The organism is Alcaligenes sp. CHO6 (assembly GCF_037120595.1).
GTDB lineage: Bacteria > Pseudomonadota > Gammaproteobacteria > Burkholderiales > Burkholderiaceae_B > Alcaligenes > Alcaligenes ammonioxydans.
On the sequence record NZ_JBANCI010000003.1, the window covers coordinates 154179 to 176360 of the forward strand.

25 protein-coding genes are annotated in these 22182 nt (G+C 58.0%); 21 read left to right on the forward strand and 4 right to left on the reverse strand.

Features of this window, described 5'->3' with window-relative positions; translation table 11 throughout:
- Positions 1-2 precede the first annotated feature (2 nt).
- The 4 genes from V6936_RS12835 to V6936_RS12850 form a co-directional block, all read right to left on the reverse strand.
- A complete protein-coding gene (locus V6936_RS12835; protein WP_336579972.1) occupies positions 3-2354 on the reverse strand; it encodes a type VI secretion system Vgr family protein in 2352 nt (783 codons plus the stop codon).
- Between the two features lie 2 nt (positions 2355-2356).
- Positions 2357-2953 carry a DUF3540 domain-containing protein gene (locus V6936_RS12840; protein ID WP_131071033.1) on the reverse strand — a complete coding sequence of 199 codons (597 nt, stop codon included), beginning with the start codon at positions 2951-2953 and terminating at the stop codon, positions 2357-2359.
- 222 nt (positions 2954-3175) lie between these two features.
- Entirely contained in the window at positions 3176-4375 is a 1200-nt protein-coding gene (locus V6936_RS12845) for an acetyl-CoA C-acyltransferase (RefSeq protein WP_165477532.1), read from the reverse strand.
- 13 nt (positions 4376-4388) lie between these two features.
- Positions 4389-6821 (reverse strand): 3-hydroxyacyl-CoA dehydrogenase/enoyl-CoA hydratase family protein, encoded by a 2433-nt coding sequence (locus V6936_RS12850; protein WP_442892609.1) that lies wholly within the window; start codon positions 6819-6821, stop codon positions 4389-4391.
- A gap of 641 nt (positions 6822-7462) precedes the next feature.
- Between V6936_RS12850 and V6936_RS12855 the strand changes: the two genes are divergently transcribed.
- From V6936_RS12855 to tatA, 21 genes are all read left to right on the forward strand, one after another.
- Complete coding sequence (locus V6936_RS12855) at positions 7463-8038, forward strand: chromate transporter (RefSeq protein ID WP_003805440.1); 576 nt, start codon at positions 7463-7465, stop codon at positions 8036-8038.
- Entirely contained in the window at positions 8035-8565 is a 531-nt protein-coding gene (locus tag V6936_RS12860; RefSeq protein ID WP_003805438.1) for a chromate transporter, read from the forward strand. Before V6936_RS12855 ends, V6936_RS12860 begins: the two co-directional genes overlap by 4 nt.
- A 188-nt stretch (positions 8566-8753) precedes the next feature.
- Positions 8754-9578 (forward strand): ABC transporter ATP-binding protein, encoded by an 825-nt coding sequence (locus V6936_RS12865; protein WP_003805436.1) that lies wholly within the window; start codon positions 8754-8756, stop codon positions 9576-9578.
- Positions 9575-10360: a lipid asymmetry maintenance ABC transporter permease subunit MlaE gene (gene mlaE, locus V6936_RS12870; RefSeq protein ID WP_003805434.1), complete on the forward strand. Its 786-nt coding sequence runs from the start codon at positions 9575-9577 to the stop codon at positions 10358-10360. The genes V6936_RS12865 and mlaE overlap by 4 nt, the downstream gene beginning before the upstream one ends.
- Before the next feature lie 21 nt (positions 10361-10381).
- On the forward strand, positions 10382-10858 hold the full coding sequence (gene mlaD / locus V6936_RS12875; protein WP_003805432.1) for an outer membrane lipid asymmetry maintenance protein MlaD: 477 nt from the start codon (positions 10382-10384) through the stop codon (positions 10856-10858).
- A 38-nt stretch (positions 10859-10896) separates the two neighbouring features.
- Positions 10897-11676 (forward strand): MlaA family lipoprotein, encoded by a 780-nt coding sequence (locus tag V6936_RS12880; RefSeq protein ID WP_003805431.1) that lies wholly within the window; start codon positions 10897-10899, stop codon positions 11674-11676.
- 38 nt (positions 11677-11714) lie between these two features.
- Positions 11715-12386 (forward strand): MlaC/ttg2D family ABC transporter substrate-binding protein, encoded by a 672-nt coding sequence (locus tag V6936_RS12885; protein WP_131071037.1) that lies wholly within the window; start codon positions 11715-11717, stop codon positions 12384-12386.
- A 186-nt stretch (positions 12387-12572) separates the two neighbouring features.
- Positions 12573-13364: an ABC transporter ATP-binding protein gene (locus V6936_RS12890; RefSeq protein WP_003805427.1), complete on the forward strand. Its 792-nt coding sequence runs from the start codon at positions 12573-12575 to the stop codon at positions 13362-13364.
- A 95-nt stretch (positions 13365-13459) separates the two neighbouring features.
- A complete protein-coding gene (locus V6936_RS12895; protein WP_051010478.1) occupies positions 13460-14218 on the forward strand; it encodes an ABC transporter permease in 759 nt (252 codons plus the stop codon).
- 4 nt (positions 14219-14222) lie between these two features.
- Positions 14223-14471 (forward strand): BolA family protein, encoded by a 249-nt coding sequence (locus V6936_RS12900; RefSeq protein WP_336579973.1) that lies wholly within the window; start codon positions 14223-14225, stop codon positions 14469-14471.
- Positions 14464-15723 (forward strand): UDP-N-acetylglucosamine 1-carboxyvinyltransferase, encoded by a 1260-nt coding sequence (gene murA / locus V6936_RS12905; RefSeq protein ID WP_131071038.1) that lies wholly within the window; start codon positions 14464-14466, stop codon positions 15721-15723. Before V6936_RS12900 ends, murA begins: the two co-directional genes overlap by 8 nt.
- The gene (gene hisG / locus V6936_RS12910; protein ID WP_003805418.1) at positions 15723-16397 is read left to right on the forward strand and encodes an ATP phosphoribosyltransferase; all 675 of its coding nucleotides are present in this window, start codon (positions 15723-15725) and stop codon (positions 16395-16397) included. The genes murA and hisG overlap by 1 nt, the downstream gene beginning before the upstream one ends.
- Before the next feature lie 129 nt (positions 16398-16526).
- The gene (gene hisD, locus V6936_RS12915; RefSeq protein WP_003805416.1) at positions 16527-17831 is read left to right on the forward strand and encodes a histidinol dehydrogenase; all 1305 of its coding nucleotides are present in this window, start codon (positions 16527-16529) and stop codon (positions 17829-17831) included.
- A 25-nt stretch (positions 17832-17856) separates the two neighbouring features.
- A complete protein-coding gene (gene hisB / locus V6936_RS12920) occupies positions 17857-18444 on the forward strand; it encodes an imidazoleglycerol-phosphate dehydratase HisB (protein ID WP_003805414.1) in 588 nt (195 codons plus the stop codon).
- Between the two features lie 20 nt (positions 18445-18464).
- Positions 18465-19112: an imidazole glycerol phosphate synthase subunit HisH gene (gene hisH / locus V6936_RS12925; RefSeq protein WP_003805413.1), complete on the forward strand. Its 648-nt coding sequence runs from the start codon at positions 18465-18467 to the stop codon at positions 19110-19112.
- 77 nt (positions 19113-19189) lie between these two features.
- Complete coding sequence (gene hisA / locus V6936_RS12930) at positions 19190-19930, forward strand: 1-(5-phosphoribosyl)-5-[(5-phosphoribosylamino)methylideneamino]imidazole-4-carboxamide isomerase (protein ID WP_003805410.1); 741 nt, start codon at positions 19190-19192, stop codon at positions 19928-19930.
- Positions 19927-20718: an imidazole glycerol phosphate synthase subunit HisF gene (gene hisF, locus V6936_RS12935; protein ID WP_003805408.1), complete on the forward strand. Its 792-nt coding sequence runs from the start codon at positions 19927-19929 to the stop codon at positions 20716-20718. Before hisA ends, hisF begins: the two co-directional genes overlap by 4 nt.
- Entirely contained in the window at positions 20718-21122 is a 405-nt protein-coding gene (gene hisI / locus V6936_RS12940) for a phosphoribosyl-AMP cyclohydrolase (protein ID WP_003805407.1), read from the forward strand. Before hisF ends, hisI begins: the two co-directional genes overlap by 1 nt.
- Positions 21119-21472 carry a phosphoribosyl-ATP diphosphatase gene (locus V6936_RS12945; RefSeq protein WP_003805405.1) on the forward strand — a complete coding sequence of 118 codons (354 nt, stop codon included), beginning with the start codon at positions 21119-21121 and terminating at the stop codon, positions 21470-21472. The genes hisI and V6936_RS12945 overlap by 4 nt, the downstream gene beginning before the upstream one ends.
- An 83-nt stretch (positions 21473-21555) precedes the next feature.
- A complete protein-coding gene (locus V6936_RS12950) occupies positions 21556-21924 on the forward strand; it encodes a histidine triad nucleotide-binding protein (protein WP_003805403.1) in 369 nt (122 codons plus the stop codon).
- A 12-nt stretch (positions 21925-21936) separates the two neighbouring features.
- A complete protein-coding gene (tatA, locus tag V6936_RS12955) occupies positions 21937-22170 on the forward strand; it encodes a Sec-independent protein translocase subunit TatA (protein ID WP_003805401.1) in 234 nt (77 codons plus the stop codon).
- The last annotated feature ends 12 nt before the right edge of the window (positions 22171-22182 follow it).

The window sequence follows — 22182 nt, forward strand, 5'->3', positions numbered from 1 at the left end:
GATTACATGAACAAATGCAGGATGGCCTTACGCAAACTCATCATCGATTTGTGCGTTTCCATGCCTATCTTCTTCAAGGCCAAGCCTTTCTTCTTGATATCGAGCATGACCTCATCGTTCTTGAAGGTCGCCTTATCGATCTTGTAATAGGCCCACTGATAGTTCAGCCCATACGCCTGTGCCCGCATGCCCCAGGCATCCAGGGAAGCGCCTGTCCCGTTCAGGCGAAACCCCGTCACCCTTTCGGTGTGAGGCACCCAGAAGCGCTCCAGACTCGTGACATTGACCTTCCAGCTGGGCGTGGTGATGTTCACCCCTGTTGAGGCGGTAATGTCCACGGGCCCGGAAATGCTTTTGGTCAGATTGCCGGTCAGGGTGTCAGTGACATTGCCAGTGGTAGTCAGGTCCACATTACCCGTAACGGTTTCTTTAACATCGCCGGTCACGGTGTAGTCCACCGCGCCAGTAATCGTGCGGGTGTAGTCGCCGGTTTGAGTGGAGTTGCGGGTGCCGGTGATGGCGTCCGTGACCCCGCCCGTGACGGTATGGGTGACATCGCCGGTAATCGTTCTGCTCAGGTCCCCGGTCAGCGTATCGGTCACATTGCCTGTCACCGTGCGCGTCACATCACCGGTGTGAGTGCGCGTCTGCTCGCCCTCTATGGTTTCGACCAGATCTCCGATGACTGTGCGTACAACCCCGCTATTGAAGGTCTCGGTTTCCAGATCCTGCACCGTGGTGGTGCGGGTCGCCATAACGCTCAAGGTATCGTGGCCGGTAATCACGGTAGTCCGGTTGCCATCGACGGTATGGGTTTCGTCCCCTTCAACTTCCGTGTCCAGATTGCGCTCGGCATGTAGCCAGATACGCTCCTGACCGGCCCTGTCCTCAAACATGAAGGCGTTGGCGTTGCTGGGGTCACCGTCTTTGGAGCGGCTCAAAAAGCCGCTTTGCGTCGCATTGTCCGGCAGGTTCCAGGGTGGCATATTGCTGGCGTTATACACGCGTCCGACCGCAATGGGCCGATCCGGGTCGCCCCCCAGAAAGTCCACAATCACTTCGTCGCCCACGCGGGGCAATTGAATGCCCCCAAAGCCGCCGCCTGCCCACGGGCTGGAGACGCGCAGCCAGCAGGAGCTGTTTTCATTGGCCTGCCCATAGCGGTCCCACAAAAACTGAACCTTGATGCGACCATACTGATCGGTCCACAGTTGCTCGCCGCTCTTGCCCACCACCTTGGCGGTTTGAGGGCCGTAGGTGCGTGGAACCGGCGTAAGCCGCAAAGGACGGTAAGGCTGGCTGGATGGCATCACCCGAAAATCAATAAAGTAGTGGCTGGCCATGCCACTCTCACCGGTATGGCTGACATCGAGAAAATCGTAATCAACCTGGGTCACCAGGTAATCGCGATTGTCCTCCAGACGCGGATGATTGCGCACGGACAACACATACCCTGGCGCGACCCCGCGCGCATTGGTCTGGGCTTGCGCCTGACTGCGTACCGCCTGCAAGGCTTCGAGCCGCAAGCGAGAGTAATGCTCACCGTGGTGAGGCTCGGTGTAGCCACCCGCCCATTCGTACACTTCCAGATCACCCAAGGCGTGTTCAGCGGGGTTGCTGCGCGTGGCGTCTAGGCTGGCCCCCGGCTTGCAATAGTCGTAATCGGCCGTCGCGTAACGGCCCGGAGTGACTTGCTCATACGGGTGCCAGGCATGGATATGCTCGACATCGGGATGCGCTACCCGGTCGGGGGACACAAAGGGTAGTTCAGTCAACCAGGGCGCAGCCGCATGCTGGCCGGCATCATCCGCCATCACCAGCGTATGAGCCCCGTTACGATGTTCGAACCAGTAGTAAATCCCTTCGCGCTCCATCAAGCGGCTGACAAACTGAAAATCGCTCTCCTGATACTGAACGCAATAAGTCTGACGTGGATAATCCTGCGTCAGCCGAGACTCCCAGGCAAAGGGGTAACGGCCCAGTACGTCCTGCAAGACCTCAGGCACTGTTTTTTCCTGAAAAATCCGGCTGTCCATGTTCTGGCTCAAGAACCAGAGCCAGGGACGCAAGGTAGCCCTGTAGGTGTAGAAACGGTCGCTACGGCCTGTTTTGCCCAGCAGGCGAAACGCGCTGATGCGCCCGTCCAGGAAACGCGGAACAGCAAGCGGCGTCCTGATCTCCAGACTCAGGGACTCACCCAGCAAGCTGCGCAAATCCAGCAAGGGTGTGTTGCACACCACATCCACCTGCAACTCAAAGGGCTGAGACAACCCTTCTCGGCCTTGCAAGGCCAGAAACAGCAAGACCTCCGGGCCCAAGGGGCTATGCACTTGCACAAGACGTTCTGTCAGCATGCCTACCCCATGTGTATTTGGTCAGCGTCAACTTTGACCAGCTCACGTGCGCTCATCAAGGTATGGCGGGCATGCAAACGCATTTGATGCTGGGCTTGTACGTCCAGTCGGCCACCACGCCAACGCTCTTCTTTTTCAGTCAGACGAAATACGTGATGACAGACTTGAGACAAGCGATCGGACACCGTTTCCTGGACCCGCGACAAGATCCGCAGCGTGCCTGCCGTCAGGCTCACTTCTCGGCCCGACTGGCGCAAATGCGCACCGGCCTGCAACGTCAAATCGGCCTCGGACTGAATATGTACCCCTCCCTGCGCAGCCTGCACATGCAACCCTTGCTCAGCCACCAGATGCAAGGCCCCGCCCTGAGGGCGCTCCAGCACGGCAAACACATAGGCCTGCTCGCCATCGGCCCCGCCTACCCATACCTTGTCACCCACTTGCGGCTGCACCAGGCAACTGACGGCCTGCGGCACAATCCAGCAGCGCTCGCCGCAGTCGACTTCAAACTGCCCCGACTCCAGACGGGCCTTGACCCACCCCTGCCAGAACAGGGGGGGCACATGCAGGCTGGACACCATGCGCGAGGGCAATCCCATACATCCTCCGTGTGAGCTGTTCAACACAATAAAAAGGACTATGGCGCGGGCCTATGTCTACTCTATGACAACAACAAACCTTTACTTTTTTGACATTTAGCGGGTTTTAAGCAAATTTGCTTACACGTATCGCGCTCTTGCCCCTCCCTGCCGGGGATAGACCAATAAAAAGCCGCCCGAAGGCGGCTTTGTCCAGCAACGATAAAAGCAGCAGATCGGAAATTATGTCCGCTCGAAAATCCCGGCTGCACCCATGCCGGTACCAATACACATGGTGAGCATGCCGTATTTCAACTGACGACGCTGCAAGGCATGAACCACCGTAGCAGCACGCATGGCACCGGTCGCACCCAGCGGGTGGCCCATGGCAATGGCGCCACCCAGCGGATTGACCCGCTCAGGGTCCAGACCCAGATCCCGAATCACTGCCAGCGACTGAGCCGCAAAGGCTTCGTTCAGCTCGATCCAGTCCATCTGGTCTTGCTTCAAGCCTGCCAGGGCCAGCGCATGCGGGACGGCTTCTTTAGGCCCAATCCCCATAATGGCAGGCGGTACGCCACGCACCGAGAAGGTCACAAAGCGTGCCAGGGGCGTCAGATTGTGCTCCCGCAAGGCACGCTCGGAGACAAGCAGCAAGGCACCGGCCCCGTCCGAGGTCTGCGAGCTGTTGCCGGCCGTGACCGAACCACGCGCCGCAAACACGGGGCGCAATTTACCCAAGGCTTCCAGACTGGTATCCGGGCGTGGGCCTTCGTCCCGTTCGACCACTTGGGTTTTAACGGAGATTTCCTGAGTGTTCAGGTCAGGCTGGCGACGGGTCACTGTAACCGGCAAGACTTCACCCGTAAATTCGCCCGACTCCCAGGCCTTGACGGCTTTCTGGTGCGAGGCCAGAGCAAACGCGTCCTGGTCTTCGCGAGACACCTTCCACTGACGAGCGACCTCTTCAGCCGTCAGGCCCATACCGTAGGCAATCCCGTAGTTTTCGTCCGAGGTAAAGATCTCGGGACTGAAACTGGTGTTCACGCCCATCACCGGCACCTGACTCATGGATTCCACGCCGGAGGCCACGATAATGTCTGCCTGACCAGTACGGATACGATCGGCCGCAATGGCGATGGCACTCAGACCCGAGGCGCAGAAACGGTTGACGGTCATGCCGGCCACGGTGTGCGGCAACCCTGCCAGCAAGGCGGAGATGCGCGCGACGTTAAAACCCTGTGGGCCTTCAGGTAGGGCGCAGCCGGCCACCACTTCTTCAATGGCGGCCGGGTCCAGCTTGGGTACATCAGCCAGCATGCCGCGAATGGCATGCGCCAGCAGCTCGTCAGGGCGATAGGACGAAAACACGCCACGAGGCGCTTTTCCGATGGGTGTACGCTTGGCAGCGACGATATAAGCTTGTTGTACAGTCATGTCCACTCCTTGATCCGCTCTAGTTACGCACGGGCTTGCCAGTGCTCAACATCCCAGCAATACGCTCCTGGGTCTTGGGGGAATTGAGCAGCGCCATGAAAGCCTGCCGCTCTTGCGTCATCATCCATGCCTCATCCACCAGCGAGCCTGGATCTACATCGCCCCCGCAGATCACGGTTACGACCTTCTCGGCGACATGGAAGTCATACTCCGAGATAAAACCACCTTCTTTCATATTCACCAGTTGAGCTTTCAGTGTGGCAATGCCATCGCGACCGGCCACCGGGAAGCGACGTGGCAGCGGCGCACGCCAGCCGGCGCTGGCCAAAGCCTGAGCCTGACGAACGGCCACATACACCAGTTCCTGACGGTTCATCACGATGGTGTCGGACTCCTTCAGAAAACCAAGCTGGCGGGCATCCAGCGCAGAACGCGACACCTGGGCGCTGGCAATTGCCAGCGCAAAGCGCTTCAGATACGCCAGCAGTGGGGCGTCGGGCGCCCCCATGGCCTGCAGTTCGGCCGCGCGGCGTGCCGAGTACGCCAGACCACCGGCACCCGGCACCAGTCCCACACCGACCTCCACTAAACCGATATAAGACTCGAAATGGGCAACCCGGTGCGCACAATGGACAGCCAGTTCGCAACCGCCACCCAGAGCCAGACCGGCCACCGCAGCCACCACTGGCACTTGGGCGTAACGGATACGCAGCACCATGTCCTGCATGGCGCGTTCCACCGGCTCGACCGCCGCCACCCCCTCTTTCTTGAACAGCGGCAAAATGGCCTTCAGGTCGGCACCCGCGGAGAACGGGTCGCCATCCTGCGCAATGACCAACGCCTGATACGACGCTTCGGCCAGCTCAACCGCCTTGAACACGCCATTGACTACGCCGGGGCTGAGCGTGTGCATCTTGGTCTTGAAGGACACAATCAGCACATCCTGGGGATGCGGCGCGGGTAACGTCCAGCAGCGTACCGACTCATCATCAAACACCGTCGTGGTTTCCAGGGACTCGACTTCGCCGACCAGCAAAGGGGTGCCGATGTGACGCTGATAAACCGGCAGTTCGCTGCGACCTTCAAAGCGACTTTGCGATGGATTCCAGGAGCCGGCGGCAGTGTGGACACCCTGGGCTTCCCATACCGGGCCGCGTGTCGCCCAATCGGGCAGCGGCTGATTACTCAGTGTCTTGCCGTCCTGAATATCCTGAGTGATCCACTCAGCAACCTGACGCCATCCCGCCGATTGCCAGATCTCGAACGGCCCCTGCTTATGACCAAACCCCCACTTCAGGGCCAGATCCAGCTGACGGGCGTTGTCTGCAATGTCTTGCAGGTGAATGGCGCTGTAATGGAAGGTGTCGCGCAACACCGCCCACACGAATTGAGCCTGAGGCTTGTCGGACTCGCGCAGTTGACGCAGCCGTTCGGCCGGGTCACGTACGGCCAAAATGGCGGCGACATCGGGATCGATTTTCTGGTCAGCCGTCACGTAATCGCGCTGCTGTGCATCGAACCGCTGGATTTCACGCCCCTTCTTGCGGAAGAAACCGGCGCCGGTCTTTTGACCCAAAGCGCCTGCGTCAATCAGACCCTGCACTTCGGGCGGCAGGCCAAAGTGTGCTTTGAAGCTGTCATCAGGCAGTTGATCCTGCATGGTACGAATCACGTGTGCCAGGGTGTCCAGACCCACCACGTCAGCCGTCCGGTAGGTACCCGATTTGGCGCGTCCCAGGCGAGTGCCCGTCAATTCATCAACCTGCTCATACGTCAGGGAGAAACGGCGTGCCTGCTCGAACACGGACAGAATGCCGAAAACACCGATGCGATTGCCAATGAAGTTGGGAGTATCTTTGGCGCGAACCACGCCCTTGCCTAGTTGCGAGACCAGGAAGGTTTCCAGAATATCCAGCAGGGCTGGCTGGGTGTATTTCGTGGGGATCAGCTCCACCAGGCTCATGTAGCGTGGAGGGTTGAAAAAGTGCACGCCGCAAAAACGTGGGCGCAGCGCTTCCGGCAACACCTCTGCCAACGAGGTGATGGACAGGCCCGAAGTATTGCTGGCGATGATGGCGTTAGGGTTCAGTGCTGGCCCGATCTTGCGGTACAGATCCTGTTTCCAGTCCAGGCGCTCGGCAATCGCCTCAATCACCAAGTCGCAATCGGCCAGACGATCCAGATTGTCTTCATAGTTGGCCGGCTCAATCAGGTCAGCCAGATCGGGCGTACCTAGGGGAGCGGGATTCATTTTTCGAAGATGGGCGATGGCACGAGTGACAATGCCATTTTTTGGCCCTTCACGCGCGGGCAGATCAAACAAAACGACGGGTATGCCTGCATTCACGCAATGGGCGGCAATTTGCGCGCCCATAACGCCGGCACCGCACACGGCGACCCGACGTAAGGTTCGGGCACTGCCCGTCACTGCACTGGCTGAACTAGATGTCATAGGTTTGTCTCCAGGAAACTGAACCCCCACGCCGCGCAAGATCCCAAACGGGGCTCTACGATGTGAGGCGATCGGATAATCGTACACGTACCAGCGGCTTTAAGACCATAAAGTCTTTTTTATTTTCATTCAAAGCGGGGCGTAGATCAAATCCATCTTCATCAACTGGTCTACCGTGGCGTGTCAGCGTATGTTTCCGTGGCCTTACCTGCATCCGTAAAAATTCAAACGATTGTTTCAATCTCTTTTATTTCAATAGATTGAACCAGCATCATGCTCTTTTCTTACGCCATTCATTCCGAATAGGATTACTCGCCCCAGGTGCGCAGCACGCCTGTCCCGGCCTGGTTTTTATTATTTCTTTTTTATTTTTTTCAATCCGGTTTCTATTTAAATTTTCATTTAATTTAATTAATTATTCATTTTAAATATTTCAAACAAATAATGACCCGGAGACTAAAAAATGGCGCATCCTTCTCCCGCCTGAACGGATACTTTGCGCAGCATCCGGGCTTGAGAAGCAGCAACGCCGACGAAGGACTGGCAGCGTAGCGCCCACAAGAAGACAAAAACGGCGTACTTTGTAGGCCAGAAACGACCACACTTTCATCTTGGCGAACCCTATCGCGCTTTATGACCCTATGATCCGGCCTCAAGACGCGCCCCCCTTATCCTTGGGCACCCTCTTTCTGATCTTTGCTCGCATTGGCCTGACCAGCTTCGGCGGGGGCTTAAGTGCTTGGCTCATGCGTGAATTTGTCGTGCAGCGACGATTAATGAGTCAGGCGGATTTTTTGAGCGGTCTGGCTCTGTCCCAAGCGCTGCCCGGCATAAACGTCGTCAATTTATCTATCTGGATTGGCTACCGCCTTCAGGCCGGCCCAGGCGCTTTGGTCGCCTCGCTGGGCATGGTTCTCCCCCCACTGCTTGTGGCCATTCTGATGCTGATCGGGCTGGAGCAGTTGACGGACTCTGTGCTGGTTCCCCAGATCATGGCGGGCATTGCGGCTGCCGCCCTGGGCCTGTCCCTTGAAATGGGGGTGCGCTCGGCACGCAGCGCGGCCACCGGCGCCATACCCATTGCCCTGATGATGGCGGTCTTTATCGGCATATTTGTCATGGAATGGAACCTGATCGCCGTCATTGTGATCTGTGCTCCCCTGTCGGTCGGGTACGCCTGGCTGCAATTGGAAGACGCTGCGACGAAACAACCATGATCCCCATCCTCTTGCAACTTATCCGTGTCTTTGCCCCCCTGTCCTTCCTGACCATTGGCGGTGGGCAAAGCATCATTCCCGAAATACATCGGCAATCGGTCGATATTCATGGCTGGCTCAGCGATCAGGAATTTCTGGATTTGTTTGCCCTGTCACGCCTGACACCCGGCCCAAAATCCCTGCTGGTCACGCTGGTGGGCTGGAAAGCAGCGGGCTGGGCCGGCGCCCTGGTGGCATCGATCGCCATTTTTCTGCCTTCAGCGGTGCTGATTTATTATCTGGCCACCATCTGGAAGCGCTATGAAGGCAGCCGCCTGATCCGCGCCATCGAAATCGGCCTGCTGCCTATTGCCGCCGGCATGATCCTGGCGGCCAGCGGCACGATTCTGAAAGCAGCCCAAGGCGGAGTGTGGGCTTGGGGGACGGCGTTGGCCTGCGCCGCCGTCCTGCTGCTCACCCGCATCAATCCCTTATGGCTATTGGCGGCTGGTGGTCTGCTTTTTGCGTTGACACACGCTGTGACCTGAACCTACCTGGCCCCGTCAATACGTCTTTTTCTGGTCCCCGCTTCGTTCTAAAGTCGATAACGGTATCCCAGAGCGCCTGTCTCTTTCAATAAACGCCGTATTTCCACCTTGATTAAGCGCAATACATTGAGCCGCCAGACCGGCAAGCGGTACAATAGCAGGTCTTTTTACCCCCTTTTACCCACGACATGGCTGTAAATACTGACCAAGCCGTACTAAATCTGGATTCCGCTTCGCTGGGCTATGGCGCTTTCACCGTCCTGGCGGATGTGTCCATGACCGTCCAGAAAGGCCAGGTCGTCGCCATGATGGGGGGGTCAGGTTCCGGAAAAACAACACTTCTACGGGCTGCCACCGGGCAAATCCGTGCCCAGAAGGGGACTGTTACGGTGTTTGGTCAGGATCTGGCCAAGCTGGACGGCGAGGCCCTGCGCCAGACGCGCCAGCGCATGGGTGTCCTGTTTCAGCAAGGCGCCCTGTTCACCGACCTGAACGTGTTTGAAAACGTCGCGTTCCCCCTTCGCGAACTGAGCAACGACTCCGAAGCTGCCATACAGGAACGGGTGCTGGCCAAGCTGGACGCCGTGGGTCTGCGCGCCGCCGCTCATTTAGGTGTGAATGAAATCTCCGGAGGCATGGCTCGCCGGGTTGCTCTGGCTCGCGCCATTGTGCTGGAACCCGAGCTGATTCTGTACGACGAACCTTTCGCCGGGCTGGACCCCATTTCCATGGGCATTACCGCACAACTGATTCGCAACCTGACCGACCGCCTGAACTGTGCCTCGGTACTGATCACGCACGATGTGGCCGAATCCTTTGCGATTGCCGACCAGGTCTACATGGTTGGCCAGGGGCGTTTGCTGACACAGGGCACGCCCGCTGAACTGCGCGCTTCCCAAGACCCCTACGTACAACAGTTTTTGCGTGGTCAGCCCGATGGCCCCATCGCCTTCAATTACCCTGTCACCCCGGCTTTTGAGGCCTGGTTGCAGAATCGGACGACGCGCTCATGAACTTCATTACCGCCCCGATTAGCGCGCTTGGCGCTGCCATACGCAACAGCATTTACGGCTTGGGCGCATTCAGTCGCCTGTTTGCTGCCTTGCTGCTGCGTTCATCGCTGCTGTGGCGTCGCCCACGCCTGGTGTCCCAGCAAATCCACTTCATTGGCAACTATTCGCTGCTGATCATTGCCGTTTCCGGGCTGTTTGTGGGTTTTGTACTGGGTTTACAAGGCTATTACACGCTGAACCGTTATGGCTCCGAAGAGGCCTTGGGCCTGCTGGTGGCCTTGTCCCTGGTGCGTGAGCTGGGACCGGTCGTTACCGCCCTGCTGTTTGCTGGCCGGGCGGGCACCTCCCTGACCGCCGAAATTGGCCTGATGAAGGCTGGCGAACAGATTGCCGCCATGGAAGTGATGGCCGTGGACCCCTTGCGCCGCTTGCTGGTACCGCGCTTTTGGGGCGGCATCATTGCCATGCCCATCTTGGCGGCCGTCTTTTCCATGGTGGGTGTGCTGGGCGGCTATATTGTCGGCGTGCAAATGATCGGCATCGATGCGGGCGCTTTCTGGTCACAAATGCAAAACGGCGTCGATGTAATTGACGACGTTCTTAATGGGGTGATCAAAAGCCTGGTCTTTGGCCTGATCGTCACCTTGATTGCGCTCTATATGGGCTGGCATGCCAAGGCCACACCTGAAGGCGTATCTCGCGCGACCACACGCACAGTCGTCAGTGGTGCGTTGGCGGTATTGGGCACGGACTTCCTGCTCACCGCCCTTATGTTCAGTTAACTATTTAGGAATTACTCAGTTATGAATCGCGACAAAACCGATTTCTGGGTTGGCCTGTTTGTCTTGCTGGGGCTGGTCGCACTGGCATTCCTGGCCCTGCGTGCGGGTAACCTCAATTCTTTTTCCTTTGCCAAGACCTACCAGGTCTCGGCCAAGTTCGATAATCTTGGGGGCTTGAAACCCCGCGCGCCTATCAAGGCCAGCGGCGTGGTTGTTGGCCGGGTGAGTTCGATCGGTTTTGACAATCAGGACTTCAAGGCGGTCGTCACCCTGGATATGGATGAACATTACAAGTTCCCTGTCGATACCTCGGCCTCGATTCTGACATCGGGCCTGCTGGGCGAGCAGTACATTGGCCTGACCGCAGGCGGTGACGACAAGGATCTGCAAAGCGGCAGCACCATTACCTATACCCAAAGCGCGGTTGTGCTTGAAGAACTGATCAGCAAGTTCCTCTACAACACAGCCTCCAAGGACGGCGGCTCCAAATCGGAGTGATACAACGCTGCCTCATGCTCATTACAGACGACACAACCATGAATACAACCACCCACCGCTCCTACTCCCTGCCCCGTGCAGTCCGTTTGAGCCTGATCGGTGCCAGCGCAGCACTTGTGGCCGGTTGCGCCAGTGTGCCCAACCCCAATCCCCAGGACCCCTGGGAGAGCATGAACCGCGGCATCTACGCCTTTAACGAAAACGTGGACGGCGCGCTGATCAAACCAATTGCGGAAGGCTATACGGCACTGACGCCCCAACCTGTACGCACATGTATCAGTAACATTTTCAACAACATGGGTGATGCCTGGTCAGCAGTCAACAGCTTCCTGCAAGGCGAGCACGTCGACTTCTTCAATACCCTGGGTCGGGTACTGTTTAACTCCACCATGGGTCTGGGCGGCTGTATCGACGTTGCCACCATGAACGGCTCCAAGCGCATCCCTAACGACTTTGGCGTAACGCTGGGTGTATGGGGTGTCAAATCCGGCCCCTACGTCATGCTGCCCTTCTTCGGGCCCAGCACCGTCCGTGACGGTGTGGCACGCGGCACCAGCTTCCTGGAAGGTTTCTCGTCCACTGGCCCGATCATGGCCATCAAGGATGTCCCCGTACGCAACAGCATCATGGGCCTGTGGGCTGTGGATGCTCGCGCCGGGCTCCTGGACACAGAAAAACTTGTTAACGACATCGCCCTTGACCGCTACAGCTTCATACGCGACGCTTACCTGCAGCGACGTCATGCGATGGTGCAAGCCCGCCGCACCGGCGGTGACACCAGCCAGGATTTGCCTGACTACTCGGACGCAGACGAATAAAAACGCCCTGCCCGCCGACCATTCATCTGGAGTTTTTTATGATTTCCCGTCCCGCCCCGGGCGGGACTGCTTTGCAGTCCTCTCCCTCCCGCCTGTTTTCCTGGATTCTGACCGTCTGTGCGGCCCTGGCCCTGTGTTTGTCCTCGCCAGGCGCACAAGCACAAGCAGCTGATCCCAAAGGCGAGCCCAACAAATTTGTTGAAACGGTCGGCAATCAAGCATTGAAGGTCGTCAAACAAAGCGAGTCCATCCGCAAAGGGGACCGGACTGCCATTCTGGCGGCTGTGAATGAAAACATCATGCCTTACGTGAACCTGGAAAAAACGACCCGTCTTTCCGCCGGTCGCTACTGGCGTCAAGCCAGCCCCGAACAGCGTCAGAAACTGGTCGACGCGTTCAAGGGCACCCTGGTTCGCACGTACAGCGGCGCCTTGTCCCGCGTGGATGACAACACCCAGCTGACTATTTTGCCCTTCCGCGGGGATGCCAGTGCCGACGACGTCGTCGTGCGCTCGTCACTGACCCAGCCCAATGGCGGCCCTGTGGGTGTGGACTACCGCCTGGAAAAAACGGCCGACGGCTGGAAGATTTACGACCTGAACGTGGAAGGCATCTGGCTGATCCAGAACTACCGCAACCAGTTCGCCCAGCAAATTGAGCAAGGTGGTATTGACGGTCTGATTGATGCGCTGAACAAGCAGAACAGTTAAGCCCAGCCGTGGCAAACACGGCGCCTGGGCTGGGGCATTGTTAAGCAGACCAGCGTCGTACTCTATAATAAAGAGCCTGACCACCCCCCAACAGGTCTACGCCAGCGCGTAGGCCTGTTTAGTTAACAAAGACGCCACGGCGACGTCCCGCTTCGCACCACCCGCGTCAGGCCAACTCAATTTGCCATGTCCGCCTTCAAACTTGATAACGTCAGCAAACGCTTTGCCCCCCAACGACGGGGGCTCAAAAGCCTGTTTTCACAACCCCGTGCCGATGCCGGTTTTCTGGCCGTCGATCAGGTCAGCCTGACTATCGAACATGGCGAATTTTTCGGTTTGCTCGGACCCAATGGGGCCGGCAAGACTACCTTGATTTCCATGCTGGCCGGTCTGACCCGTCCCACCAGCGGTCAGGTCAGCGTCTGTGGTTACGATGTGCGTACCCAATACCAGAAGGCACGCCAGTCACTGGGCGTGGTGCCGCAGGAAATTGTGTACGATCCTTTCTTCACAGTCCGGGAAACCCTGCGGCTGCAATCAGGCTACTTCGGCCTGAAAAACAATGACGACTGGATTGACGAGATTCTGGCCAATCTGGCCCTGAGTGACAAAGCCGACACCAATATGCGCGCCTTGTCCGGTGGCATGAAGCGTCGCGTGCTGGTAGCCCAGGCGCTGGTGCATCGCCCTCCGGTCATCATTCTGGACGAGCCCACTGCCGGCGTGGACGTGGACCTGCGCCGCACCTTGTGGGAGTTCATCATCCGTCTGAACCAGCAAGGTCACACCATCTTGCTGACCACCCACTACCTGGAAGAAGCCCAGGCGCTCTGTGGCCGGCTGGCCATGCTCAAAAGTGGCAAAATCGTGGCACTAGACACCACGCAAGCCATCATGGAGCGCGCCGGCGGCCATGATCTGGAGGATGCATTTGTGCGCATCATGCACAACGAAGGAAAAATGGGAGTCGCCCTGTGAACCCAAACCACTCTCCCAAACACTGGGGCGTTCCCCAACACAGTGATACGCCCAGACCCAAAACCGGTACCCTGAGTCTGCCTCCACAACCCAAGATGGGTTCGGGCTTTCCCACCCTGCTGCGCAAGGAGCTGATGCGCTTTTGGAAAGTGGGCTTTCAGACGATTGCCGCCCCGGTACTGACGGCGCTGATGTATCTGCTGATTTTCGCCCATGTGCTGGAAGGCCGCGTCACCGTCTATGACTCCGTGCCCTACACTGCTTTCCTGATCCCGGGCCTGATGATGATGAGCATGCTGCAAAACGCCTTTGCCAACCCCTCATCGTCCTTGATTCAAAGTCGCATCACCGGCAATCTGGTCTTTATTCTGCTGCCGCCGCTCTCGCACCGCGAAATTTTTGCCGCCTACCTGCTTGCCTCCATCGCACGTGGCATCTGTGTGGGGCTATGTGTCTGGCTGGTTTCCCTGTTCTTTGTCTCCTTGCCCATTGCCAAGCCGATGTGGGTATTGGTCTTTGCCATCATGTCTTGCGGCATCATGGGCGCCTTGGGTCTGATCGCTGGTTTGTGGTCCGAAAAATTCGACCAGCTGGCCGCGTTTCAGAACTTTCTGATCATGCCGGCCACCTTTCTGTCGGGCGTGTTCTATTCGATCCATAGCCTGCCGCCCTTCTGGCAAACTGTTTCACACTGGAATCCGTTGCTCTATACCATTGACGGGTTCCGCTACGGTTTTTTCGCCGCCTCGGATATTTCTCCCTGGTTCAGCCTGACCGTTGTCGCCAGCGTCTTTGTTGCGCTGTGTCTGATTTCGCTACGCCTGCTTGCCTCAGGCTATAAATTACGGAATTGATTTCATGTTGCCGACTCCCGAACAAGTTCACCAATACATTGCCGACAACCTGCCCTGTGAATACCTGCAAGTACAAGGCGATGGTTCGCACTTTGAAGCCCTGATCGTCAGCCCCGCCTTTGAAGGCAAACGCCTGATTGCCCGTCACCAACTGGTCTACAAGGCGCTGGGCGACCGGATGAAGGCCGAGATCCACGCCTTGTCCATGCGCACGCTTACCCCCGACGAATACAAGGCCAATCCGAATGGATAAATTACGCATCACAGGTGGCCAGCGCCTGCATGGCGAGATCACCGTCTCTGGCGCCAAAAACGCCGCCCTGCCTATTCTGTGCGCCAGTTTACTGACTGCCGACACGGTCTATCTGGACAATGTCCCGCGTCTGCGCGACATTGACACTACCCTGAAGCTTTTGGGTCAGTTAGGGGTCAGGCAGGAACGCAATGGCACCTTGGAGCTGAACGCAGCCAACATCACCAAACTGGAAGCACCCTACGAACTGGTGAAAACCATGCGCGCCTCCATTCTGGTGCTGGGTCCCCTGCTGGCCCGCTTTGGCGAGGCCCGCGTCAGCCTGCCCGGTGGTTGCGCCATTGGCCAGCGCCCGGTGGATCAGCACATCAAAGGCCTGGCTGCCATGGGTGCGGAAATCCATGTCGAACACGGCTTTGTGAATGCCCGTGCCAAACGTTTGCGCGGTGCAGTGGTGCGTACCGATATGGTGACGGTCACCGGCACAGAAAACCTGATGATGGCGGCCGTTCTGGCTGAAGGCCAAACCATTCTTGAGAACGCAGCGCGCGAGCCCGAAATTATCGATCTGGCCGAACTGCTGATCAAAATGGGCGCCAAGATCCAGGGCCACGGTACCGACCGCATCGTGATTGACGGGGTCGAACGCCTGCACGGTGCCAAGCACACCATCTGCCCAGATCGTATCGAAGCAGGAACTTTCCTGTGCGCTGTGGCCGCCACCGGTGGCGAACTGACCTTGCGCAATACCGATGCCGACGCCATGGGCGCCACGCTCGATAAGTTGCGTGAAGCCGGTCTGCATATTGAAACCGGCCCGGACTGGATCAAGGCCAGCATGGAGGGTCGTCCCAAAGCCGTTAGCTTTCGCACCAGCGAATACCCCGGCTTTCCCACTGACATGCAGGCTCAACTGATGGCCTTGAATACCATTGCCGAGGGCACCGCCTCGGTCGTGGAAACCATCTTTGAAAATCGCTACATGCATGTGCAGGAGCTCAACCGTCTGGGCGCGCAGATCGATATCGAAGGTCATATGGCCGTCGTTACCGGCGCTCCCTTCCTGACCGGCGCCAACGTCATGGCAACCGATCTGCGTGCGTCAGCCAGCCTGGTCATTGCGGGCCTGGCGGCCCGGGGTGACACCACCGTCGAACGCATCTACCATCTGGACCGTGGCTACGACCGTATGGAAGCCAAGCTTCAAGCCGTCGGCGCCAATATCGAGCGAATCAGCAGCAAGGAAACCTAATGAGTCCCGCCGGTTTAAATCAACCTCTGACGCTGGCCTTGTCCAAAGGCCGGATTTTTGACGAAACCCTGCCTTTGCTGGAAGAGGCGGGCATCAAGGTACTGGAAAGCCCGGAGACGTCGCGCAAACTCATCCTGCCCACCAACAATCCGGACCTGCGTCTGATTATTGTGCGTGCTACCGACGTGCCCACCTATGTGCAATACGGCGCCGCCCATATCGGGATTGCCGGCAAGGATGTGTTGTACGAGCACATGGAACAGCACCCTGGCGGCCTGTACCAACCGGTGGATCTGAACATCGCCCGATGCCGTCTGTGTGTGGCCGTGGCCGAAGGCTTTGACTACCACTCGGCCGTCAAACAGGGCTCGCGCCTGCGCATCGCCACCAAATACACGCGTGCGGCTCGTGAACACTTCGCCAGCAAGGGCGTGTATGTGGACCTGATCAAGCTGTATGGCTCCATGGAACTGGCCCCGCTGGTCGGCCTGGCCGATGCGATTGTGGATCTGGTCTCCAGCGGCGGCACCCTGCGCGCTAACAAGCTGGTGGAAGTGGAAGACATCACCCCCATTTCCTCGCGTTTGATCGTCAATCAGGCCGCCATGAAAAACCGTGGCGCGCAATTGCAACCCCTGATCGACGCCTTCTCGCGTGCTTCCCTGGACGAGTAAACCCACCTCTTCTTCCCATAAGGGGCAAAACGTCTGTCAATCCTGCTTGTGCAAAAGGCGCAGACCGCCTTTTGCCTGGGCGAAATGTTATACACTGGCCTTTGAACCTTAGCCTTTTCCTGTTGCGACATGTCACTGATCCATCGCCTAACCTCCCAATCCGCCCAGTTCGATGCTGAGCTGCGCACCCTACTGGCTTACGAAGCGTCCGAAGACGAATCGATCGAGCACGCCTGTGCCCAGATCCTGCATCGTATCCAGCATGAGGGAGACACGGCCTTGCTGGACTACACGCAACGCTTTGACCGGCTGACTGTTGAACAGGCCAGCGCGCTGGAAATCCCCAAGGCGGAACTATTGGCCGCTTTGGAGAGTTTGCCGGCCGACCAGCGCAAGGCGCTGGAGCAGGCTGCCGAACGTGTGCGTCGCTACCACGAGCACCAACGCAGCGAAACCTGGACCTATACAGAGCCTGACGGCACGGTGCTGGGTCAGCAAGTCACCCCCCTGGATCGCGTGGGACTGTATGTTCCCGGTGGCAAGGCCGCTTACCCCTCCTCAGTCCTGATGAACGCCATTCCCGCCAAAGTGGCCGGCGTTCCAGAGTTGATCATGGTCACGCCTACACCCGATGGCGTGCGCAACCCCATCGTGCTGGCTGCGGCCGCTCTGGGCGGTGTCGATCGCGTGTTCACCATTGGTGGCGCGCAAGCCGTGGGCGCTCTGGCCTACGGCACAGACACCATCCCGGCGGTCGACAAGATTGTCGGCCCCGGCAATGCCTACGTCGCCGCTGCCAAACGCCGGGTGTTTGGGGTCGTGGGCATCGACATGATTGCCGGCCCATCCGAGATCCTGATCATCAGCGACGGCAGCGCGCCCGCAGACTGGGTAGCCATGGACCTGTTCTCCCAGGCTGAACACGACGAGCTGGCTCAGGCCATCTTGCTGTGTCCCGATGCCGACTTCCTGGACCAGGTTGAGGCAGCTATCGAACGCCTGTTGCCCACCATGCCACGTGCGGACATCATTCGCCGCAGCCTGTCCGGTCGCGGCGCCCTGATCCATGTCCGCGATCTGGACGAGGCCTGTAAGATCAGCAACCATATCGCGCCAGAACACCTGGAAGTCTCTACCCGGAATGCCCAGGACCTGTTGAGCAAAATCCGCCATGCTGGCGCCATTTTCCTGGGCCCCTACAGTTCCGAATCGCTGGGCGATTACTGTGCCGGGCCCAATCATGTCCTGCCGACGGCACGCACTGCGCGTTTCTCGTCACCGTTGGGCGTCTACGATTTCCAGAAACGCAGCAGCATCATTCAGGTTTCAGAATCAGGCGCCCAGACACTGGGACCCATAGCCGCTACGCTGGCACAAGGCGAGGGGCTGTACGCCCACGCTGCCAGCGCGCAATTCCGATTGAACCAATCCTGATACCGGCCTTGCCGCCGGCTCTGACATGCGTACCGCCGAGATTACCCGCAATACCAACGAAACCCGCATCCGCGTGGCTGTAAACCTGGACGGCACCGGCCGTCACTCGCTCAACAGTGGCGTGCCTTTTCTGGACCACATGCTGGACCAGATCGCCCGACACGGCCTGATCGATCTGGACGTGCATTGTGAAGGCGATACTCACATCGACGACCATCATACCGTCGAGGATATCGGCATTGCGCTGGGCCAGGCCTTTGCCAAAGCTGTGGGCAGCAAGGCCGGTCTGCGCCGCTACGGACATTCCTATGTTCCGCTGGACGAAGCGCTCTCGCGCGTGGTGGTGGACTTCTCCGGTCGTCCCGGCCTGTTTTATTTTGTGCCCTTCACCCGCGCACGAATCGGCCAGTTCGATGTAGACTTGGCACGCGAGTTTTTCCAGGGCTTTGTCAATCACGCCCTGGTATCCTTGCACATCGATAACCTGCGCGGTGAAAACGCACACCATCAGTGCGAAACCGTGTTCAAAGCCTTTGGCCGAGCATTGCGCATGGCTCTGGAGCTGGACCCACGTAGCGAAGGCGTGGTGCCTTCGACCAAAGGGGTTCTGTAAACGTCCTTCGGACACACATCGTGACCACTATCGCTATTGTCGATTACGGTTCGGGCAACATCTTCTCAGTTGCCCGGGCACTGCATGCCGCCTCGCCCGAGGCGCGCGTTGTTCTTGCTCAAACCCCTCAAGCCATTCTGGATGCGGACCGGGTAGTATTACCCGGTCAGGGCGCCATGCCCGACTGCATGGCCCATCTGGACCAGTCCGGCTTGCGTGATGCCTTGCTGACCGCCGCCCGCACCAAACCCTTGCTGGGTATCTGCGTAGGCGAACAGATGCTGTTCGATTCCAGCCAGGAAGGCAATGTTCCCTGCCTGGGCCTGATTCCCGGACAGGTACGCCGCTTTGAAGGTCCGAATTACAAAAGCAGCGAGCACACCGGCGGCTCCGCATTAAAAGTGCCTCATATTGGCTGGAACCGAGTCCACCAGACTCGGGATCATCCCTTATGGGCGGGCATTGAGGATGGTGCGTTCTTTTACTTTGTACACAGCTACTTTGTCGATCCGCTGCATATAGATCAAACTTGTGGTTCGACGCACTACGGCCAATGCTTTACCTCGGCGATCGCAAACGCTAATATTTTTGCGTTGCAATGCCATCCTGAGAAAAGCGCAGACAACGGCCTGCAACTGTTCCGGAATTTCGCCCACTGGAAGCCATGATTTTTCAAGAAAGCTTCCTGGCGTTTTTCTGACTTTTTCCGACCCAGTATTTCTTACGTTTTTTACGGCTAAAGACCATGCTTTTGATTCCCGCCATCGACCTTAAAGACGGGCGTTGTGTGCGCCTTCGCCAGGGTGACCTGGACGATGCCACTATTTTCTCGGATGATCCGGCCAAAATAGCAACACAGTGGCTAGAGCAAGGGGCCCGACGCCTGCATCTGGTGGATCTGAACGGCGCCTTTGCCGGAAAACCCAAGAACAGCGAGGCCATCAAGTCCATTATTGCAGCCGTCGACGGTGAGATTCCCGTGCAGATCGGTGGCGGCATCCGCGACCTGGACACCATCGAGCGCTACCTGGACGCCGGCATGAGCTACGTCATTATCGGCACCGCCGCGGTCAAAAGCCCCGGTTTCCTGCAGGATGCCTGCAGCGCCTTTCCCGGCAGCATCATTGTTGGTCTGGACGCCCGTGATGGCAAAATCGCCACCGACGGCTGGAGCAAGCTGACCCGCCACGACGTACTGGACCTGGCCAAGAAATTTGAAGACTACGGCTGCGAATCCATTATTTATACCGATATTGGCCGTGATGGCATGCTGAGCGGCGTGAACATCGAAGCCACTGTCAAGCTGTCCCAGCATGTCAAGATTCCCGTCATCGCTTCGGGTGGTGTCACCAATCTGAAAGACATCGAAGAGCTGTGCGCGGTCGAGCACGAAGGGATTGAAGGCGTCATTTTGGGACGCAGCATCTACGAAGGCACCCTGGATTTTGCCGAGGCACAGACATTTGCTGACGAGTACCCGGCATGAGCCAGGTTGCTGCCAACGAATTAGCCTGCCGCATTATCCCCTGTCTGGATGTCACCGCCGGTCGGGTGGTCAAGGGGATCAACTTTGTGGATCTGGTCGATGCAGGTGATCCGGTCGAGATCGCCCGCAAATACAACGATCAGGGTGCCGACGAGCTGACTTTCCTGGACATTACCGCCACCTCGGATAACCGCGATCTGATTTTGCCCATCATCGAACAGGTGGCCAGCCAGATCTTCATCCCTTTGACGGTCGGTGGCGGTGTTCGCGAAGTGGCTGATATCCAGCGCTTGCTCAATGCCGGTGCAGACAAGGTTTCCATCAACAGCGCTGCCATCAGCAACCCTGATCTGGTACGTGCAGCCAGTGACCATCATGGCAAGCAGTGCATGGTTGTCGCCATCGATGCACGTCGTGTCAGTACCGGCAATGAGGCTCCCCGCTGGGAAGTCTTTACCCACGGCGGACGTCGCGGGACCGGACTGGATGTGGTGGAATGGGCCGCGAAAATGGCCGAATACGGTGCCGGCGAACTGCTGCTGACCAGCATGGATCGCGACGGCACCAAGTCCGGATTTGACCTTGAGCTGACTCGTGCTGTGGCCGATGCCGTCTCTGTGCCCGTCATTGCCTCGGGCGGAGTCGGTGGACTGCAGGATCTGGCCGATGGGGTGATCAAGGGCGGCGCCAGCGCCGTACTGGCCGCCAGCATTTTCCACTATGGTCAACACACTATTGCCGAAGCCAAAGCGTTCATGGCTGCGCAGGGTATTCAGGTGCGACGCTAATGGCTGACTTACCGGCTTGGCTGGCTGAAATTCGCTTTGATGAACACGGCTTGATCCCCGCCATTGCGCAAGACCAGGCAACGGGCAAAATCCTGATGGTCGCCTGGATGAACCAGGAGTCCTTGCAAGAGACCGTCAGCACGGGTCGTGCCGTGTATTGGTCGCGCTCCCGCCAGCGTCTGTGGCGCAAGGGCGAGGAGTCCGGTCATGTTCAACATGTCAGCGACTTGCGCCTGGATTGCGATGGCGACGTTATTTTGCTCAGCGTGGAACAACTTGGCCAGATTGCCTGCCATACCGGGCGGGAAAGCTGCTTTTATCGTCAGCTGCAAGGCCAGAGCGATCAGGCACAATGGGTAACGGTCGATCCTGTACTGAAAGACCCGGAGCATATTTACCGATGAGCGAACAACCTACCGTCGAGACCATTCTCGACCACCTTGGCCGGACCTTGAAATCCCGTTTACCTGCTCAAGGGGGTGACCCGTCCTCATCCTACGCCGCCAAATTGCTGGCCAAAGGTCCGGATGCATTCTTGAAAAAGATTGGCGAAGAGGCAACCGAGCTGGTCATGGCCGCCAAGGATCAGGAGCGCGAGCGTATTGTCTACGAAACGGCAGATCTGTGGTTTCATAGTCTGGTGGCGCTGACCTATTATGGTCTGGAGCCTCGCGATGTACTCACAGAGCTGTTGCGCCGCGAGGGCACATCGGGCCTGGAAGAAAAAGCTTCGCGACCTAAGGATCAGGTGTAATCCTGTCATCTAGTCGCGCTACACTGTCCGAATACCTAGATTTTCAGCATTCGCCTGGCGAATGCTTCGCTACCGAGGTTGCTATGAGCGAGAACTGTCTGTTTTGTAAAATTGCTGCCGGTCAGATTCCGTCCAAAAAAGTGTACGAGGACGAAGACTTTCTGGCATTTCACGACATCAACCCCGCCGCTCCAGTTCATATTCTGGTCATTCCCAAAAAACACGTCGTCTCCATGCAGGACGTCTCGAACCAGGATAGCGAATGGTTGGGTAAAATGATGGCTTTGGCACCTTCCCTGGCCGCACAGGCTGGTTGTCGCCCCGGCCCCGAAGGCGGTTTCCGTATTGTCATCAACAACGGTTTGGATGGCGGACAGGAAATCAACCATTTACACATGCACATCTTGGGCGGTGAGCGCCCATGGCAACAACGCGCAGCCATGGCTGCTTAAGGGAGATACATTATGGGTAGCTTTAGCATTTGGCACTGGCTGATCGTTCTGGTCATCGTCGCCCTGGTTTTCGGCACCAAAAAACTGCGCAACATTGGCTCGGACCTGGGCGGCGCAGTCAAGGGTTTTAAAGAAGGCATGAAAGACGTGGGTGAAGAAGAAAAAACACCCGAAAGCGTCAGCCAGCGTGCTGCAGATCCTCAAACGATCGACGTTCAGGCCAAGGAAAAGTCCGATCGCGCCTGACCCCCTTCTTGT

Excerpts from the sequence above, each read along its gene's own strand:
- V6936_RS12835 (WP_336579972.1), bottom strand. The coding sequence starts at position 2,354 with ATGCTGACAGAACGTCTTGTGCAAGTGCATAGCCCCTTGGGCCCGGAG.
- V6936_RS12840 (WP_131071033.1), bottom strand. The coding sequence starts at position 2,953 with ATGGGATTGCCCTCGCGCATGGTGTCCAGCCTGCATGTGCCCCCCCTG.
- V6936_RS12850 (WP_442892609.1), bottom strand. The coding sequence starts at position 6,821 with ATGACATCTAGTTCAGCCAGTGCAGTGACGGGCAGTGCCCGAACCTTA.
- V6936_RS12855 (WP_003805440.1), top strand. The coding sequence starts at position 7,463 with ATGATCCGGCCTCAAGACGCGCCCCCCTTATCCTTGGGCACCCTCTTT.
- V6936_RS12860 (WP_003805438.1), top strand. The coding sequence starts at position 8,035 with ATGATCCCCATCCTCTTGCAACTTATCCGTGTCTTTGCCCCCCTGTCC.
- V6936_RS12865 (WP_003805436.1), top strand. The coding sequence starts at position 8,754 with ATGGCTGTAAATACTGACCAAGCCGTACTAAATCTGGATTCCGCTTCG.
- mlaE (WP_003805434.1), top strand. The coding sequence starts at position 9,575 with ATGAACTTCATTACCGCCCCGATTAGCGCGCTTGGCGCTGCCATACGC.
- mlaD (WP_003805432.1), top strand. The coding sequence starts at position 10,382 with ATGAATCGCGACAAAACCGATTTCTGGGTTGGCCTGTTTGTCTTGCTG.
- V6936_RS12880 (WP_003805431.1), top strand. The coding sequence starts at position 10,897 with ATGAATACAACCACCCACCGCTCCTACTCCCTGCCCCGTGCAGTCCGT.
- V6936_RS12885 (WP_131071037.1), top strand. The coding sequence starts at position 11,715 with ATGATTTCCCGTCCCGCCCCGGGCGGGACTGCTTTGCAGTCCTCTCCC.
- V6936_RS12890 (WP_003805427.1), top strand. The coding sequence starts at position 12,573 with ATGTCCGCCTTCAAACTTGATAACGTCAGCAAACGCTTTGCCCCCCAA.
- V6936_RS12895 (WP_051010478.1), top strand. The coding sequence starts at position 13,460 with ATGGGTTCGGGCTTTCCCACCCTGCTGCGCAAGGAGCTGATGCGCTTT.
- V6936_RS12900 (WP_336579973.1), top strand. The coding sequence starts at position 14,223 with ATGTTGCCGACTCCCGAACAAGTTCACCAATACATTGCCGACAACCTG.
- murA (WP_131071038.1), top strand. The coding sequence starts at position 14,464 with ATGGATAAATTACGCATCACAGGTGGCCAGCGCCTGCATGGCGAGATC.
- hisG (WP_003805418.1), top strand. The coding sequence starts at position 15,723 with ATGAGTCCCGCCGGTTTAAATCAACCTCTGACGCTGGCCTTGTCCAAA.
- hisD (WP_003805416.1), top strand. The coding sequence starts at position 16,527 with ATGTCACTGATCCATCGCCTAACCTCCCAATCCGCCCAGTTCGATGCT.
- hisB (WP_003805414.1), top strand. The coding sequence starts at position 17,857 with ATGCGTACCGCCGAGATTACCCGCAATACCAACGAAACCCGCATCCGC.
- hisA (WP_003805410.1), top strand. The coding sequence starts at position 19,190 with ATGCTTTTGATTCCCGCCATCGACCTTAAAGACGGGCGTTGTGTGCGC.
- hisF (WP_003805408.1), top strand. The coding sequence starts at position 19,927 with ATGAGCCAGGTTGCTGCCAACGAATTAGCCTGCCGCATTATCCCCTGT.
- hisI (WP_003805407.1), top strand. The coding sequence starts at position 20,718 with ATGGCTGACTTACCGGCTTGGCTGGCTGAAATTCGCTTTGATGAACAC.
- V6936_RS12945 (WP_003805405.1), top strand. The coding sequence starts at position 21,119 with ATGAGCGAACAACCTACCGTCGAGACCATTCTCGACCACCTTGGCCGG.
- V6936_RS12950 (WP_003805403.1), top strand. The coding sequence starts at position 21,556 with ATGAGCGAGAACTGTCTGTTTTGTAAAATTGCTGCCGGTCAGATTCCG.
- tatA (WP_003805401.1), top strand. The coding sequence starts at position 21,937 with ATGGGTAGCTTTAGCATTTGGCACTGGCTGATCGTTCTGGTCATCGTC.